At 65.4% G+C, this 15,968-nt stretch carries 14 protein-coding genes; 7 read left to right on the top strand and 7 right to left on the bottom strand.

The genetic code is table 11. From position 1 onward, the window contains the following. Positions 1-3 precede the first annotated feature (3 nt). The 3 genes from urtC to urtA form a co-directional block, all read right to left on the bottom strand. Positions 4-1,146: an urea ABC transporter permease subunit UrtC gene (gene urtC / locus EV560_RS28795; RefSeq protein ID WP_131859285.1), complete on the bottom strand. Its 1,143-nt coding sequence runs from the start codon at positions 1,144-1,146 to the stop codon at positions 4-6. After that, positions 1,143-2,741 carry an urea ABC transporter permease subunit UrtB gene (urtB, locus tag EV560_RS28790; protein ID WP_131859284.1) on the bottom strand — a complete coding sequence of 533 codons (1,599 nt, stop codon included), beginning with the start codon at positions 2,739-2,741 and terminating at the stop codon, positions 1,143-1,145. The genes urtC and urtB overlap by 4 nt, the downstream gene beginning before the upstream one ends. A 230-nt stretch (positions 2,742-2,971) precedes the next feature. Continuing rightward, on the bottom strand, positions 2,972-4,255 hold the full coding sequence (gene urtA, locus EV560_RS28785) for an urea ABC transporter substrate-binding protein (RefSeq protein WP_465247047.1): 1,284 nt from the start codon (positions 4,253-4,255) through the stop codon (positions 2,972-2,974). 677 nt (positions 4,256-4,932) lie between these two features. Here urtA and rnr point away from each other — a divergent pair. The 4 genes from rnr to rpmG all read left to right on the top strand — a co-directional run bounded on the left by rnr (position 4,933) and on the right by rpmG (position 8,938). Beyond that, the gene (rnr, locus tag EV560_RS28780) at positions 4,933-7,245 is read left to right on the top strand and encodes a ribonuclease R (RefSeq protein WP_131859283.1); all 2,313 of its coding nucleotides are present in this window, start codon (positions 4,933-4,935) and stop codon (positions 7,243-7,245) included. Next, complete coding sequence (locus EV560_RS28775; RefSeq protein WP_131859282.1) at positions 7,245-7,685, top strand: DUF983 domain-containing protein; 441 nt, start codon at positions 7,245-7,247, stop codon at positions 7,683-7,685. The genes rnr and EV560_RS28775 overlap by 1 nt, the downstream gene beginning before the upstream one ends. 51 nt (positions 7,686-7,736) lie before the next feature. After that, positions 7,737-8,477, top strand: coding sequence for an NUDIX hydrolase (locus EV560_RS28770; RefSeq protein ID WP_465247046.1), 741 nt, complete (start codon positions 7,737-7,739; stop codon positions 8,475-8,477). A gap of 293 nt (positions 8,478-8,770) precedes the next feature. Beyond that, positions 8,771-8,938 (top strand): 50S ribosomal protein L33, encoded by a 168-nt coding sequence (gene rpmG / locus EV560_RS28765; RefSeq protein ID WP_066716495.1) that lies wholly within the window; start codon positions 8,771-8,773, stop codon positions 8,936-8,938. An 841-nt stretch (positions 8,939-9,779) separates the two neighbouring features. On the opposite strand, the gene EV560_RS28755 is transcribed toward rpmG, so the two are convergent. After that, positions 9,780-10,106: a hypothetical protein gene (locus EV560_RS28755; protein WP_248312246.1), complete on the bottom strand. Its 327-nt coding sequence runs from the start codon at positions 10,104-10,106 to the stop codon at positions 9,780-9,782. Between the two features lie 406 nt (positions 10,107-10,512). On the opposite strand from EV560_RS28755, the gene EV560_RS28750 reads away from it, so the two are divergent. Next, positions 10,513-10,710 (top strand): hypothetical protein, encoded by a 198-nt coding sequence (locus tag EV560_RS28750; RefSeq protein WP_131859280.1) that lies wholly within the window; start codon positions 10,513-10,515, stop codon positions 10,708-10,710. Positions 10,711-11,481: 771 nt separating this feature from the next. Here EV560_RS28750 and EV560_RS28745 read toward each other — a convergent pair. Next, positions 11,482-12,858: a PleD family two-component system response regulator gene (locus tag EV560_RS28745; protein ID WP_131859279.1), complete on the bottom strand. Its 1,377-nt coding sequence runs from the start codon at positions 12,856-12,858 to the stop codon at positions 11,482-11,484. Between the two features lie 18 nt (positions 12,859-12,876). Beyond that, positions 12,877-13,248 (bottom strand): response regulator, encoded by a 372-nt coding sequence (locus tag EV560_RS28740; RefSeq protein WP_131859278.1) that lies wholly within the window; start codon positions 13,246-13,248, stop codon positions 12,877-12,879. Positions 13,249-13,496: 248 nt separating this feature from the next. Here EV560_RS28740 and EV560_RS28735 point away from each other — a divergent pair, with 248 nt between their 5' ends. Both EV560_RS28735 and EV560_RS28730 read left to right on the top strand, forming a co-directional pair. Further along, positions 13,497-13,787, top strand: coding sequence for a DUF3572 domain-containing protein (locus EV560_RS28735; protein WP_131859277.1), 291 nt, complete (start codon positions 13,497-13,499; stop codon positions 13,785-13,787). Further along, a complete protein-coding gene (locus tag EV560_RS28730; RefSeq protein WP_248312245.1) occupies positions 13,784-15,142 on the top strand; it encodes a DNA polymerase IV in 1,359 nt (452 codons plus the stop codon). Before EV560_RS28735 ends, EV560_RS28730 begins: the two co-directional genes overlap by 4 nt. On the opposite strand, the gene EV560_RS28725 is transcribed toward EV560_RS28730, so the two are convergent. Then, entirely contained in the window at positions 15,099-15,941 is an 843-nt protein-coding gene (locus tag EV560_RS28725; protein WP_165923698.1) for a cell envelope integrity EipB family protein, read from the bottom strand. The genes EV560_RS28730 and EV560_RS28725 overlap by 44 nt on opposite strands. Between the last annotated feature and the right edge of the window lie 27 nt (positions 15,942-15,968).

Below are 15,968 nucleotides of genomic sequence, written 5' to 3'. Positions count from 1 at the left end.
GTCTCACTCCGCCGCGGCCGGCTCGGCGACAGGCGCCGCTGGCTCGGGCTTCCTGCGCTTGGCCCAAAGGTCCTGCGCCGTTCCCAGGATGCCCTTGGGCAGGAACAGCGTGACGAGGACGAAGAGCGCCCCCAGCGCGAAGAGCCAGTAGGGCGCCATGAAGCCGGAGGTGAAGATCGTCTTGGCATAGTTGACGACGACCGCACCCAAAGCCGCGCCGACGAGCGTGCCGCGGCCGCCGACCGCGACCCAGATCACGGTCTCGATCGAGTTCGCAGGGGCGAATTCGCTGGGGTTGATGATGCCGACCTGCGGCACGTAGAGCGCGCCGGCGACACCGGCCATGCAGGCCGAGACGGTGAAGACGAAGAGCTTGAAGCGATCGACCCGGTAGCCGAGGAAGCGCGTCCGCGATTCCGCGTCGCGGATCGCGATCACCACCTTGCCGAGCTTGGAATCGACGATGCCGCGCGCGATCAGGAAGCCGGCGATCAGCATCACGCAGGTCATGGCGAAGAGCGCCGCGCGCGTCGTCTGCGCCTGCACGTTGAAGCCCAGGATGTCCTTGAAATCGGTCAGGCCGTTATTGCCGCCGAAGCCCATGTCGTTGCGGAAGAAGGCGAGCAGCAGCGCATAGGTCAGCGCCTGGGTGATGATCGAGAGATAGACGCCGGTGACGCGCGAGCGGAAGGCGAACCAGCCGAAGACGAAGGCGAGCAGGCCGGGAACCAGCAGCACCATCAGCATGGCGAAGGGGAAGGACGAGAAGCCATACCAGTACCAGGGCAGCTCGCTCCAGTTCAGGAAGACCATGAAATCGGGCAGGATCGGATTACCGTAGACGCCGCGCGAGCCGATCTGGCGCATCAGATACATGCCCATCGCGTAGCCGCCGAGCGCGAAGAACGCGCCATGGCCAAGCGAGAGGATGCCGCAATAGCCCCAGACCAGATCGAGCGAGAGCGCGAGCAGGGCGTAGCAGAGATACTTGCCCCAGAGCGACATCGTCGAGGTCGGGATATGGAACGGCGAGCCCGGTGGAATCAGCAGGTTCGCCAGCGGCACCAGCACGGCGAGCCCGGCCAGGATCGCGAGGAAGATCAGGCCGCGCTTGTCGAGACCGGAGATCAGGAAGCGGGTGATCATGCTTCCACCGCCCTGCCCTTGAGCGCGAACAGGCCGCGCGGGCGCTTCTGGATGAACAGGATGATGAAGACGAGCAGCGCGATCTTGCCGAGCACGGCGCCCGCATAGGGTTCGAGGAACTTGTTGGCGACACCGAGCGTCATGGCGCTGATCAGCGTGCCCCAGAGATTGCCGACCCCGCCGAAGACCACGACCATGAAACTGTCGATGATGTAGCTCTGGCCGAGATTGGGGCTGACATTGTCGATCTGCGAGAGCGCGACGCCGGCAAGCCCGGCCACGCCCGAGCCGAGCCCGAAGGTCAGCGCGTCGATGCGGCCGGTGCGGATGCCCATGGCCGAGGCCATGCGCCGGTTCTGGGTGACGGCCCGCATCTGCAGGCCCATCGGGGTGAGCTTCAGGATCGCCAGCAGGGCGGCGAAGACCATCGCTGTGAAGACGATGATCCAGAGCCGGTTCCAGGTGATGGCGAGTCCGCCCAGCTCGAAGGCGCCGGACATGAAGGCCGGCGCGCCGACCTCGCGGTTGGTGGGCCCGAACGCGGTGCGCACCGCCTGCTGCAGGATCAGGCTGATGCCCCAGGTCGCGAGCAGCGTCTCCAGCGGGCGCCCATAGAGGAAGCGGATCACGCCGCGCTCGATCGCGACGCCGACTGCGCCCGCGACGATGAAGGCGGCGGGCACCGCGATCGCCAGCGAATAGTCGAACAGCCCGGGCGCATTGGTGCGGATCAGCTCCTGCACCACGAAGGTGGTGTATGCGCCGAGCATGACCATCTCGCCATGGGCCATGTTGATAACGCCCATCACGCCGAAGGTGATGGCGAGGCCGATCGCGGCGAGCAGAAGAACCGAGCCGAGCGAGAGCCCGTACCAGAGGTTCTGCCCGGCGCGCCAAAGGGCGAGATTGTTCTCGATCGCGGTGACGGCGCGCGCCTGCGCATCCTTGAGCGACGGCGAAGCGTCGCCCGGCAGCGAGCGCAGGGTCGCCAGCGCCTCCTGGTCGCCGCGCTCGCGCAGCACGTCGACGGCGGCGAGCCGGTCGAAGGGCGGCGCGTCGGTCTTGACGATCAGGATCGCGGCCTGCGCCTGGCGCAAAGCCGCCTTGGCCTTGGCGTCGGTCTCCTTGCCGATCGCGGTCTCAAGCACCGGCAGGGCCGCGACATCGCGAGACTTGAACACGGCCTCCGCGGCAGCGATGCGCTTGGCCGTGTCGGGGTTGAGCAGGCCGAGCCCGCCGAGCGCCGCCTGCACGGTACGCCTGACGCTGTTGTTGAGGCGGACCGGCTTGACGCCGGCCGGCTCGGCCGCGAGCGGCTGCCCCGTCTTGCCGTCGATCAGCTTGCCGTCCGTGGTCTTGATCACCACCGCTCCGCCGCCGGCGAGCAGCCTGCCATCGCCAAGCGCTTCGATGATCGCGACCGCCTGCGGATGGCCGCTTGTCGCCAGCATGTCGATGGCCCGGGAGGTGTCGGAGAAACTGTCGGCACCGAGGCGCGTGAAGGCCTCGTCGGCGCCCTGCGCGAAGGCGGAGGGCGCCAGCAGCAGGGCGACCGCAACCGTCAACGCGCGCAAGAGGCGGGAAAGGATGGGCATCGGCTCGCTTCTCATCTGGCGATCTTGGGGCAGCCCCTCAGCCTCGACCTCAGGAGCCGCGCAACGGCCTCTCGAAGGACGCCTCCAGCGCGCTCTGGACCATCCTTCGGGATGCGATCCGCGATCGCTCCTCGGGATGAGGGCTCACTTATGGGAATTCTGGGTAGCGGCAGAAAATGAAGGGCGGCCGGGTGTTTTATCAGCCCGTGCCGCCCTTCCCCCTCATGACCTCATGCGCCGCCGCACTTGCCGGTCTTGACGTTGAAGTTGCCGCACTTCTTCTCGACCCAGTCGCCGACCAGGTCCTTGGAGCCGTCGAGCTCCTTCGACCAGGCGTCGCCGGGGACGAGGCCGTCGGTCTTCCAGACCACGTCGAACTGCCCGTCCGGCTTGATCTCGCCGATGAAGACCGGCTTGGTGATGTGGTGGTTCGGCAGCATCTTCGAGACGCCGCCGGTCAGGTTCGGAGCCTCGGTGCCCGGCAAAGCAGCGATGACGGCGTCCGGATCGGTGGTCTTGGCCTTCTCGACAGCCTTCACCCACATGTTGAAGCCAATGACATGGGCTTCCATCGGGTCATTGGTGACGCGCTTGGGATTCTTGGTGAAGGCCTGCCACTGCTTGATGAAGGCGTCGTTCTCGGGGGTCTTGATCGACTGGAAATAGTTCCAGGCGGCGAGATGGCCGAGCAGCGGCTTGGTGTCGATGCCGGCGAGCTCTTCCTCACCCACGGAGAAAGCCACGACCGGGATGTCAGTCGCCTTGATGCCCTGGTTGCCGAGCTCCTTGTAGAACGGCACGTTGGCGTCGCCGTTGATGGTCGAGACCACGGCGGTCTTCTTGCCGGCCGAGCCGAATTTCTTGATGTCGGAGACGATGGTCTGCCAGTCGGAATGGCCGAAGGGCGTATAGTTGATCATGATGTCCTCGGACTTCACGCCCTTGGACTTGAGATAGGCCTCGAGGATCTTGTTGGTCGTGCGCGGATAGACGTAGTCGGTGCCGGCGAGCACCCAGCGCTCGACCTTCTCTTCCTTGGCGAGATAGTCGACGGCCGGAATCGCCTGCTGGTTCGGGGCGGCGCCGGTATAGAACACGTTACGCTCGCTCTCCTCGCCCTCGTACTGAACGGGGTAGAACAGGATCGAGTTCAGCTCCTTGAAGACCGGCAGGACCGACTTGCGCGACACCGAGGTCCAGCAGCCGAACACGGCCGAGACCTTGTCCTTGGCGATGAGCTCGCGGGCCTTCTCGGCGAAGAGCGGCCAGTTCGAAGCGGGATCGACGACGACGGCCTCGAGCTTCTTGCCGAGCAGACCGCCTTTCTTGTTCTGCTCCTCGATAAGCATGAGCATGACGTCCTTCAACGTCGTCTCGGAAATGGCCATCGTGCCCGAGAGCGAATGGAGGATGCCGACCTTGATCGTCTCCTGCGCCGCCGCTGGCAGGAAGGACCCCAGGAAAGTGGCGCCGGCCAAGGCGGCGCCGAGAATAACGCGACGAGTGCTGTTCACGGATTTTTCCCCCGGAAGGATCTGTTTGACGGCGCTCCCCTCGAACACCGACGGGCCCTGCGACCCATGGCGCAAGGTTCGCAAGCCACGTGCCAACATCGCGATGCGGCTTTTCGCACCTGCAAAACTGCCTCGTTTGGCGGCTTTGGTCGACATTTCGTGCGGTTCAGGCGCGATTGTGCGCAATCATGCTGCGCCAGATCGGCGCCTGATTATTTGGCAGGCAGAATCTTTGCCTATAATTTGCGCAGACACCCTTTCAGCAGGCATAATCGCAGGTTGGCTCGATACTACCCGCGCCAAAGATTTACTCAGTGCTCAGCATTCCCGGAGGATCATGAAAATTAGCCATTTACGAACCCGGAAGAATCGCCCTAGCCTTCATCTTGTCGGTAACAACTGAAAGGAGGTGATCCAGTGTCTCATTGTCATCAACCGCTGGTGCAAGGCGGGCGGACCTGGACTCATTCCCTGTGGGGGTCTTGTTCCGCGTGAGTTTTCGCACCTTAAAGCCCGGTTCGCTGGGCTGCGGTCGACAATGGAAGGGCTGTCCGCAAGGACGGCCCTTCTCCTTTTGGGCAACCGCAATGCGGCCTGCCGGCTGGCGCCGGCCCGCCGGGCATGCCACATAAGCGCAGTGTTGAACCTCATTCTCTCTCGCTGTCGGAGCCTCGGCCGTGCCGCCTCACGCCGCGCCTGAACCGAGCCGCGAGGCCATCCTCGACTTCATCGAATCCGAACGAGCCGCAGGCCGCGAGACCGGCCGGCGCGAGATCGCCAAGGCCTTCGGCCTCTCGGCCGGCGGCAAGATCTGGCTGAAGCGCCTGCTCAAGGAGCTCGACGAGGAAGGGGCGATCAGCGGCGACGGCAAGGAGCGCCCGGTCCATCCGCGCGGCGCTCTGCCCCCGGTCATGCTTTGCGAGATCAAGGCGCGTGACCGCGACGGCGACCTCCTGGCCCAACCGCTTGAATGGGACGAGGCCGACCAGGGCGCGGCGCCGAAAATCCTGATCGAGCGGCCGCGCGAGGGCCGCCGCACCTTCAAGGCGGCTGCGCCGGCCCCGGGCGTCGGCGACCAGGCCCTGCTCAAGCTGACGCGCCTCAAGGGCGTCGACGGTTACGCCTATTCCGGCCGTGTGCTCAAGATCATGGGCAAGGGCAAGGCGCAGGTGCTCGGCATCTTCCGCGCCCTGCCCGACGGCTCCGGCCGGCTCGTGCCGATCGACAAGAAGGCGCAAGGCCGCGAGGCGCTGATTCCGAAAGGCCTGACCGGCGAGGCCCAGGACGGCGACCTGGTCTCGGTCTCGCTCCGGCGCGAAAGCCGCTTCGGCCCGCCCGAGGCGCGGGTGCGCGAGCGGTTGGGCTCGTTGAAGTCCGAGCGCGCTGTCTCGCTGATCGCCATCCACGCCCATGGCATCCCCAACGAGTTCAGCCCGGCGACCATCGCCGAGGCGGAGGCGGCGCGCCCAGCAACGGCCGCCGGCCGCGAGGACTGGCGCGAGCTGCCGCTGATCACGATCGATCCGGCCGACGCCAAGGACCATGACGATGCGGTCCATGCCGCGCCGGATGACGACCCCGGCAATGAGGGCGGCTTCGTCGTCACCGTCGCCATTGCCGATGTCGCCTCCTATGTCCTCCCCGGCTCGGCGCTTGATCGCGAGGCGCTGGAGCGCGGCAACTCGGTCTATTTCCCCGACCGCGTCGTGCCGATGCTGCCGGAGCGCATCTCGAACGACCTTTGCTCGCTGCGCGGCGGCGAGGACAGGCCGGCTCTCGCGGTTCGCCTCGTCCTCAAGGCCGACGGTTCGAAGAAGAGCCATTCCTTCCACCGCATCCTGATGCGCTCGGCCGCCAAGCTCTCCTACCAGCAGGCGCAGGCCGCCATCGACGGCAAGCCGGATGACGTCACCGGCCCGATCCGCGAAAGCATTCTGATGCCGCTCTGGGCGGCCTATGGCATCGCGGCGCGCGCCCGAGACGCCCGCCAGCCACTTGACCTCGACCTGCCCGAGCGCAAGCTCGTGCTCAGCCCCGAGGGCAAGGTCGAGCGCGTGATCACGCCGCAGCGCCTCGCCGCGCACCGGCTGATCGAGGAATTCATGATCCTCGCCAATGTCGCCGCCGCCGAGACGCTGGAGAAGGCCGGCAGCGTGCTGATCTATCGCTGCCATGACGAGCCTTCGCTCGAGAAGATGCGCGCGCTCGGCGAGGTGCTGGCCTCGGTCGGCATCAAGCTGCCCAAGGAGGGCGCGCTCCGGCCAGTGCTGTTCAACCGCATCCTGGCGATGATCAAGGGCTCGGAGAACGAGCTCTTCCTCAACGAGGTCATCCTGCGCACCCAGGCCCAGGCCGAGTATGTCGCTGAGAATTACGGGCATTTCGGCCTGAACCTGCGCCGCTACGCCCATTTCACCTCGCCGATCCGCCGTTATGCCGATCTCGTCGTGCATCGCGGGCTGATCGCCGCGCTGAAGCTCGGCGATGGCGGCCTGCCGAAATCGACCACGCTCGCGGAGCTCCGCGAGGTCTCGACCCGCATCTCCGCGGCCGAGCGCCGCGCCATGGCGGCCGAGCGCGAGACCACTGACCGGCTGATCGCGCATTTCCTTGCCGACCAGATCGGCGCGAGCTTCGACGGCCGCATCGGTGGCGTGAACCGCGCCGGCTTGTTCGTGAAGCTCGACGATACCGGCGCCGACGGCTTCATCCCGGCCTCGACTCTCGGTGCCGATTATTATCGTTTCGACGAGGCGGCCCATGCGCTGATCGGCGAGCGCAGCGGCGAGAGCTGGCGCCTTGGCGACCGCGTCCATGTCAAGCTGGTCGAGGCCGCTCCCGTCGCCGGCGCCCTGCGCTTCGAGCTGCTCTCGGAAGGAAGGCGTGTGACATCGAGCCGCTTTGGCAAACGCGCGCCGCGGGCGCCATTGTCTGGCCGCGCCCGGGCGGCAGCCCCCTTCGGCAAGGCGAAGCCCGGCAAGAGGCGGTAATGTCGGTTCAATTTCATCACACTGTCGGCCGGCCGGCCGAGCGCGAATGGCGTTCGGCCATCGGCCGCGGCCTGCGCTGCCGCTGCCCGGCCTGCGGCCGGGGCCGGTTGTTCCGCGCCTTCCTGAAGCCGGTCGATATCTGCGAATCCTGCGGCGAGGCGCTCTACCATCAACGCGCCGATGATCTGCCGCCCTATATCGTCATCACCATCGTCGGCCATATCGTCGTCGGCGGCCTCGTCCTCGCGGAAAAATACGCCAATTGGCCGCTCTGGCTGCACATGGTCATTTGGGTGCCGCTCACCATCATCCTTGCGCTCGCGCTGATGCAGCCGGTCAAGGGCGGGGTGATCGGCCTGCAATGGGCCTTGCGCATGCACGGATTTAGCGGCACGCCTGACCAGCCCGAGCGCCAGCCGGGCAATTCTGAACCTGTCTGAGATCTCGCCGGTCGCGCCGGCGCGGCTTTCTGACTGGCTCACAGCAGGATCATGTCCGTGAACGACAATGCCGTCATGCTCACCCAGGCCGAGCGCAGCCGCGTCGCGGTCAACCTGCGCCCGCTCGATGCTGCGACCATGCTGATTCTCGACCGCAGCGGCTCGAAGCCGCGCGTGCTGATGGGCAAGCGCCATCTCGGCCACAAATTCATGCCGGGCAAGTTCGTCTTCCCGGGCGGCCGCATCGACCCGACCGACCGGCGCATGGCCGCGACCGGCGTGCTCAGCCAGATCTGCGAGGATCGGCTGATCGCCCGCAGCCCGCGTTCCAGCCCCGGCAAGGCGCGCGCGCTGGCGCTCGCCGCCATCCGTGAGACCTTTGAGGAAACCGGCCTCGCCTTCGGCTCGACCGAGTTCGGCGCGCCGGAAAGCCCGCCGCCGGGAAGCTGGAGCGAATTCGCCGGCCAGGGCGTCTTCCCCGATCTCGGCGCCCTGACCTTTGTCGCCCGCGCGGTGACGCCGCCACGCCGGCCCAAGCGCTTCGACACCCGCTTCTTCGCGATCGAGCACGACGCGGTCGCGGCCAAGGTCGAAGGCGTCATCGGCCCCGATTCGGAGTTGATCGAACTGGTCTGGGTCGATTTCGACGAGGCCATGCAGCTCGACCTGCCGACCATCACCAAGGCGATCCTCAAGGAGGTCGACGCCCGCCTGGAGGCCGGCTTCGGCCGGCACCTGCCCGTGCCGTATTTCTGGGAGAAGAATGGCAGCTTCGTTCGCGAAGAGCTCTGAGCCGCCAACGCCCGCCTGCACCCCTCAAGACGCTATTTCCGACAAAATGGCTCCTTGGGATGATGACTGCGGCCCTCGCGGGCTTTCCGTCAGCGACCCGGCTCCGGCGCCCCCACTCGATCGCCGCCGCGGCCCGCTGGCATTGAACCAACCGAATAGTCCGGTTTCGGGGACCATTAATCCTTGACTTCGCCGCCCTCTTGCGGCATTTCCCGCGGATCGGTTTGCCGGGTCTGCCCGGCCGTTTTGTTTTTAGGGCCTCAAGCGCGGCCCCAAGGCTCGAGGATCAACCCATGGCCAAGGCCGTGACCATCAAGATCAAGCTGCTGTCGACAGCGGATACCGGCTTCTTCTACGTGACGAAGAAGAACTCCCGCACGATGACGGAAAAGATGTCGAAGAAGAAGTACGACCCGATTGCGCGCAAGCACGTCGAGTTCAAGGAAACCAAGATCAAGTGAGCCTCCGGGCTTAGCTTGCTCCTTGCTGCTGCGAAAGCCGCTCCGACCGGGCGGCTTTTTTGTTTGAATGAATGGTGCGGGACAGCAGGATAGCCCGTGCCAGAACGATCGGCGCGCTCGCGCGCCGGCGCTCGCCCAGGACATTGCCAATTCACCGGCACCCGGACGAAAGCAGTGCTGGACCTTTATTCTCTATGGCTCCCACGCGCGTTCGGAAGTCACGGCGCCGATGCTGCGCGACGATACTTTTGCTTCTACGGCAACTCTACGAAAGCAACCGTCGCCCGCGCCTAGCCTGCTTGGCCTTGGGAATCCGGCCCCCTACCCTGTGTCGACCGAAACGCACAGGAGGAACACTCTATGGAACGTCGGTCATTCCTGCTGGGCCTGTTTGCCCTTTCAGCAGGCTCCACAGCCGCAGCAATCGCCGGCAGGGCCGAAGCGGCGGCTCTTGCCCCGGTAGAAGGCACGCCCGCGAAGGCAGAGGGCCCGCTCGCGAGGAGCGAAGCCCTGACATTGCCGGACGGCATGCCGCTCGAATACAGCCAGTATCGTCGTCGACGCAGGCGCACTGTCTGCGGCTGGCGGCGAAACCGCTGGGGCCGTCGCGTGCGCGTATGCCGGACCATGTGGTATTGACGCCGGGACCATCCCGAACCTCATCCGACCCTGTCCTGCCTCAGGTCAAGGTCGCTACGCCGCCCCTTGCCGGGCGGCGTTTCTGTTCCCGCAGCCAGCGGCTGGATCATCGGAGCGGATATCGTCTCCAGGCCGATGATCCAGCTACTTGTCTTCGCATCGGCTTTTCCGAAAACCGCAATCCACTTTTCGGGCCGATGCGCTAATAGGCCGGCTTCGGCACGAACAGGCAGAACGGCTTCTGCGCCGGCGCGATCACTGTGCCGGTCAAGGTGCCGCCTCGTCGGCAGATGTGATAGCGCCCGTCCAGCGAGGCGCGTGTCGAGCTCTCCGGCACGAAAACGCCATCGTAAGTCAGATAGCCGCCCGGAACGATGCTCGGATCCGGTTCGCGCGCGTCGCTGTCGAGCCCCATCGGCCAACAGTCGCGGTCGCTGCAGCAATCATACGGGTACCAACTATGCGCGTAGACAGGCCCTCCGCCGAGCGGGATGGTCGCCAGGCAGAGCGCAAATGCGATGATACGCATGAGTCGCTCCACGGTTGAGGATGCCAGGCCAGCTTCTTCGCATTCGCTGTCGCACGAATGCGAATCGTCATCAGGATATCATGATCCGCGATTACGGGTGCGCGATTATGTTGCATTGCAGCATGAGCCTGCCGAAATTCGGATCAGGAGGGCATTCGCCGTGGGGCCGAAGTCGCGCGGCGCGTGTGACAGCCGGAGAACGAGGCCGCCTCGGCCCGGTACTCCAAACTGATTCTAAACCAAGGATTTAGCACATGGTTCCAAGTGGACGCCTTTCGTCCGCTCCGACCTGGTGATTCGAATGGGGACTGGCGCCAAAAAAAGCAGCAGGACATGACCGCCTGCCCTACTGGCGGATCCGGATTGCCGATCCCATCTTCATGGGCTGTGACATAAGGAGTGCCGTGTGAACGGCGACAGAGAATCCGGGGCTCGCACCCCGCCGCAAGGTCCGTTGCGCGGCTTCCTGAAGCTGCTGGTCGAACTCGACTCGTCGCGCTTCCCCTTGCATCGCATCAAGTCGGGCTTGCTGCTGCTAGGCCTGCTCGCCGGCTTCGCCGTGCTCGGCTATGCCGTGCCGGCCTGGCTCTCGCGCTACTTCTGAGCGCGTCCGAAGAGCATTCCGCGTTTCTTCGAATCGCGAAAATTCTCCAGGCTTGTGTTTTATCGCATTGCCTTCACGCGAACCGGTGCCCGCTTGGCTCGAAAACGCTCCAGCCCGCATCCCGGGGAGCGGCCGGCAGCGCGACAATGCGAGAGAAGGAAAAAGGGTGGCCGGCCGACTCCGGGTCTGATGAGGCCAGAATTCCCAAAGCCGACCGGCCGAGCCCTTCGGTTTCCCAGGAGATGCGGCGGACCTGAGCACCCGAGGGGCGTTTAGGGCAGCCCCACTTTTTGCGGGCTGCGTTGGAAACGACCCTACAAGCCCGCCCGGCGAAATCAATCGAATCGGACTGATTCACCATTATTCATCCAAATTTAACCTTACCGCGTAACCAAGGGTAAGGCGCGGTTAGATGGCTAGGGATCACAAAAAGCTGCGGCATGAGAGCACGATCTGAGCGTTCTTTTCGATCGGCACAAGAATATGATTCCAGCCGCGGCCAGCGAATGCTGGCCCCACTTGCTACCACCGCCCATCATCGCAAGAACTGATGAGCTAATTCAGGTAATGATGCCGCCAAAGCAAGGCGCTGAAATAGGGAAATCCGCATCGCTCAGCCATTCGATGACGATGACCGGACGCCGATTCGAGATAAAGCTGTCAGCCCTTCCATCACCTCGCGCCCGAAGCCTTCGACATCGATCTTGGCGAAGGTGACTTCGCCCGCATCGTGAGCCTTCAGCCACCCGCCATGGGTGTCGGTGGCTGGCTTTAAGCCGCGCTGGCGACGATGACGCGATTGCGTCCGCTCTCCTTGGCCCGGTAGAGCGCGTCATCCGCGCGCTTGGCCATCTCCGCCGGATAGGCATCGCCGGCACGGCGGCTGGCGACACCGATCGAGACCGTCACCGAGATCGAGCGCGTGTTGCGGTGGATGCCGAACGGCTCGGCCTCGACCCGTTCGCGGATGCGCTCGGCAACCGCGTGGGCGGCTTCGAGCGTGGTGTCGGGCAGCACGACCACGACCTCCTCCCCGCCCATGCGCGCCACGAGATCGATCCCGCGCGTGCAGGCCCGGACGCGGTCGGCGAATTCTCGCAGCACCTCGTCTCCGGCATCATGGCCCCAGCTGTCATTGACCCGCTTGAAGCGATCGACATCGAGCACGAGCAGTGCCAGCGAGCGCGCCCGCAGCACGGATTCCTCGAATAGAGCCGCCATGCGCGTGTCGAGGTAGCGCCGGTTATGCAGGCCGGTGAGTTGGTCCATCACGGCCATTTCCATCGAGGACTGCACGCTGTCGCGCAGCTTCTCGGTGAAGCGCTTGCGGCGCACCTGCGTGCGCACGCGGGCGAGCAACTCGTTGCGGTCGACCGGCCTGACGAGGAAATCATGCGCACCGATCTCGAGGCCGCGCAGGATGCGGGCCCGGTCTTCGGCTTCGCCCAGCATCAGCACAGGCACGTCGCGCGTGCGCTCCAGCGAGCGCAGCTGGCTGCACAGCCTGAGCCCGTCATGGTCCTGCAGGTCGAGGCTGACGAGCACGGCCTCATAGTCGCCCTCGGCCGCCTTGACCAAAGCCTGATGCGGATCGGCCTCGGCCTCGACCGAATGGAAGGCCGACAGCGCGCTCGACAGCCGCTCGCAGGCTGATGGCCGATCCTCGATCAGCAGGATCTTGCCGTTCAACCCGGTCTCGGACGCCGCCGCCGCCAGCGGATCGGCAATGCCGAGCCGGCGTGAGGCGAGCGCGCGATTACGCAATTCGTCGGTCACCGATTTCAGCCGCACAAGGCTGCGCACCCGGGCGAAAAGCGCGGTGTCGTCGAGTGGCTTGGTCAGGAAATCGTCGGCGCCGGCATCGAGCCCCTTGAGCCGGTCGCTCGGCTGGTCGAGCGCCGTCACCATCACCACCGGGATATGCGCCGTGGTTGGGCCGCTCTTCAGACGGCGGCAGACCTCGAACCCGTTCATGCCCGGCATCATCACGTCGAGCAGCACGATATCGGCCTCGCCGCGCTCGCAGATCGCCAGGGCATCGGGCCCGTTCAGCGCCGAGACGACATCGAAATACTCGGCCGACAGCTTCGCTTCGAGCAGTTTGACGTTGATCAGGATGTCGTCGACGACCAGGACGCGCGCGGACATGGGTAGGCTTTCGGCTGTTCAGGCTGCGCCGGCATAGGCGCGGACGGTCTCCAGGAATTTGGCTACCGAGATCGGCTTCGAGAGATAGGCCTCGCAGCCGCCCTCCCGGATCCGTTCCTCGTCGCCCTTCATCGCGAAGGCGGTGACCGCGATCACGGGGATCGATTTCAGCGCATCATCCTCCTTGATCCATTTGGTGACCTCCAGGCCCGAAACTTCGGGCAGCTGGATATCCATCAGGATCAGGTCGGGATGATGCGTGCGCGCGAGCTCGATCGCCTCGATACCGTCGGCGGTCTTCAGCGTCGCATAGCCATGCGCTTCGAGCAGATCGTTGAAGAGCTTCATGTTGAGCTCGTTGTCCTCGACGATCAGTACTGTCTTCGCCATGCCGCCTCCTCCGCGATCTGACGCTTGCTGCCGGTTCGGGCTTCCCAAGCTGGCAGCCTCGTTCGATGATGTCGGGCGCCGGATGATTTCGAATGGCATCCCGTGCGATGCCGTCGGAAATCGGAAGCCGCCTCCCGTTCAAATGTTGGAGCAGCATTCTTGCGAAGAACCGGCTCCACGGTTTCGTATACTGCTCTAGCACGCCAGCTGTTGACGAAACGCAAACCGAATTATCGCCTGGGCCGCCCATGTCACGCTCGACTGCATACCCCGATCCCGACACCCTCGCGCTGCGCGCGCTCGGCTTTCTTGCCGCCGAACCCGAGCGATTGGAGCCGTTTTTGGCCGCAACCGGGCTCGGGCCCGACACGTTGCGCGCAGCGGCGAGCGAACCGGGCTTCCTCGCCGCCGTGCTCGACCATCTTTGCGGCAACGAATCACTGCTGCTGGAATTTGCCGGAAATTTAAGCCTGAATCCTGAAATCGTGATGCGGGCGCGCGAATCTCTTGCCGGCCCTCCCGCCGGCGATGACCTGTGAGCGTATCACGGCAGCAGCGCCTGTTCGGCCGGCGCGCGCTCTGCCGCGACTGCCTCACCGACGATGACGGCGAAAGCGGGCCGGCACAGCGCTGCCGCGCCTGCGGCTCGCCACGGCTGGTCAGCCATCCCGAGCGAGACACGCTCAGCCTGGCCCATATCGATTGCGACGCCTTCTACGCCACGATCGAGAAGCGCGACGACCCGTCCTTGCTCGACAAGCCGGTCATCATCGGCGGCGGCAAGCGCGGCGTGGTCTCGACCTGCTGCTATATCGCCCGCACCTATGGCGTGCGCTCGGCCATGCCGATGTTCAAGGCGCTGAAGGCCTGTCCCGATGCGATCGTGATCAAGCCCGACATGCAGAAATATGTCGCGGTCGGCCGCCAGGTCCGCCGGCTGATGCAGGAGCTGACGCCGCTGGTCGAGCCGCTCTCGATCGACGAGGCTTTCCTCGATCTCACCGGCACGCAGCTGCTGCACCATGCCAGCCCGGCCGTGACGCTGGCGCGCTTTGCCAGGAAGATCGAGGACGAGATCGGCATCACCATCTCGGTCGGGCTGTCCTATGCCAAATTCCTCGCCAAGGTCGCCTCCGATCTCGACAAGCCGCGCGGCTTCTCGATCATCGGCCAGGCCGAGGCCGTCGCCTTCCTGGCGGACAAGCCGATCTCGCTCATCCCCGGCATCGGAGCCGTCAGCGCCGCAAAACTGTCCGAGGCGGGCTTCAGGCTGATCGGCGATCTGCGCGAGGCGCCGGTCGAGAAGCTGTTCCGCCTCGCCGGCAAGGACGGGCCGCGGCTCAGGGACCTTGCCAACGGCATCGACCAGCGCAAGGTGACGCCGGACCACGAGACCAAGAGCATCTCCAGCGAGACGACGCTCGATGTCGATCTCTCGAGCTTCGAAGAGCTCGAGCCGATCCTCTGGCGGCTCTGCGAGAAGACCTCGAAACGGCTGAAGGCGCAGCAGCTTGCGGGCCGGACCATCACCCTGAAGCTCAAGACCGCCGATTTCCACATCATCACGCGAGCCAGCCGCCTGCCGGAGCCGACGCAACTCGCCGCACGGCTGTTCGGCGCCGGTCGCGACCTGTTGAGGCGCGAATGCACCGGCCCGCGCTACCGGCTGATCGGCATCGGCGCCAGCGATTTCAGCGCCCCGGAAGAGGCCGACCGTGGCGACCTCGCCGATATCGCGACGCCGAAGCTGAAGGCGATGGAGGGCGCACTCGATGCGCTGCGCGCCAAGTTCGGCGACGCCGCGATCGGCCGGGGCCTGAGCCTCAGGGCGCCGCAGCGCCCCTCCTCGGCTATTTCGCGCAAGCCTGTTGAGGCAGAAGATCCAGACGCGTGAGCGTGCCGCGCAGCGCGAAGCTGCCATAGTCCATCTTCACCGCGCCGGTGACGCCGTTCTCGTAGAGCTCGAACGAGATCGTGTAATTCGGCGTGTCCTGGTCGGAGCCGACCTTGAAATAGGAGATGGTGACCGGCCAGCGCGCCAGCTTCTCGAATTCGGGGCGCTTCAGGGGCTCCTCGGTCGGCGGGGTCTCGATCCGCTTCCCGATCACCGAGAGCGTGTCATAGACCTCCTTGCCGCTATTGGCGCCGTCATAGAGCCGGACATTGTAGGTGTGCTGCCCGGCGCGCGCCGCCTGGATGACGCCCTTCATCTGCGCGTTCGGGAAGAGCGCGTCCTTGGCCTCGCGATGCGTCTCGGCCTTCGGCGCCTTGAGCGTGATCTCGTAGCCCGCGCCTTCCTTGCTCGCAGTACCGTCGACGATCTCGGCCGGCGAACCGGTCGCGGAACTCTCGGTCTTGAAGCGGTAGCTCTGGCCGTCGCCGGCCTCGAAGCTGGTGGTGCGCGCATCGATCGTGCGCGGCCCGCCCTCGCTGGTGAGCTGCGTCACCTGGCGGAAGGACAGCGCGTAGCCCTCGCAGGCATCGCCCGTGAAGTCGAAGGCGATGCGCCCGCGCGCCGCCTCGACATTCTTCGCCGCCTTGCTGTTGTCGAGCACGAGATCATAGACCGCCCGGTGCGGTACCAGCACGACCCGGTCGGCCGGCTTGTCCTCGGCCCGGGCGCCGAACCCCGAGGCCAGGAGCAGGATTGCAACACTCGTCGAACCGGCAAGGCGGGAACCGCTTCTGATCATGAGATTCATCGTCCTGATGCGTCACTC

It is taken from the genome of Allobosea sp. BK604, from assembly GCF_004341515.1.
Taxonomy (GTDB): domain Bacteria; phylum Pseudomonadota; class Alphaproteobacteria; order Rhizobiales; family Beijerinckiaceae; genus Allobosea.
The sequence above is the reverse complement of the archived record's forward strand: the minus strand, read 5'-3'. Positions and strand labels throughout refer to the sequence as shown.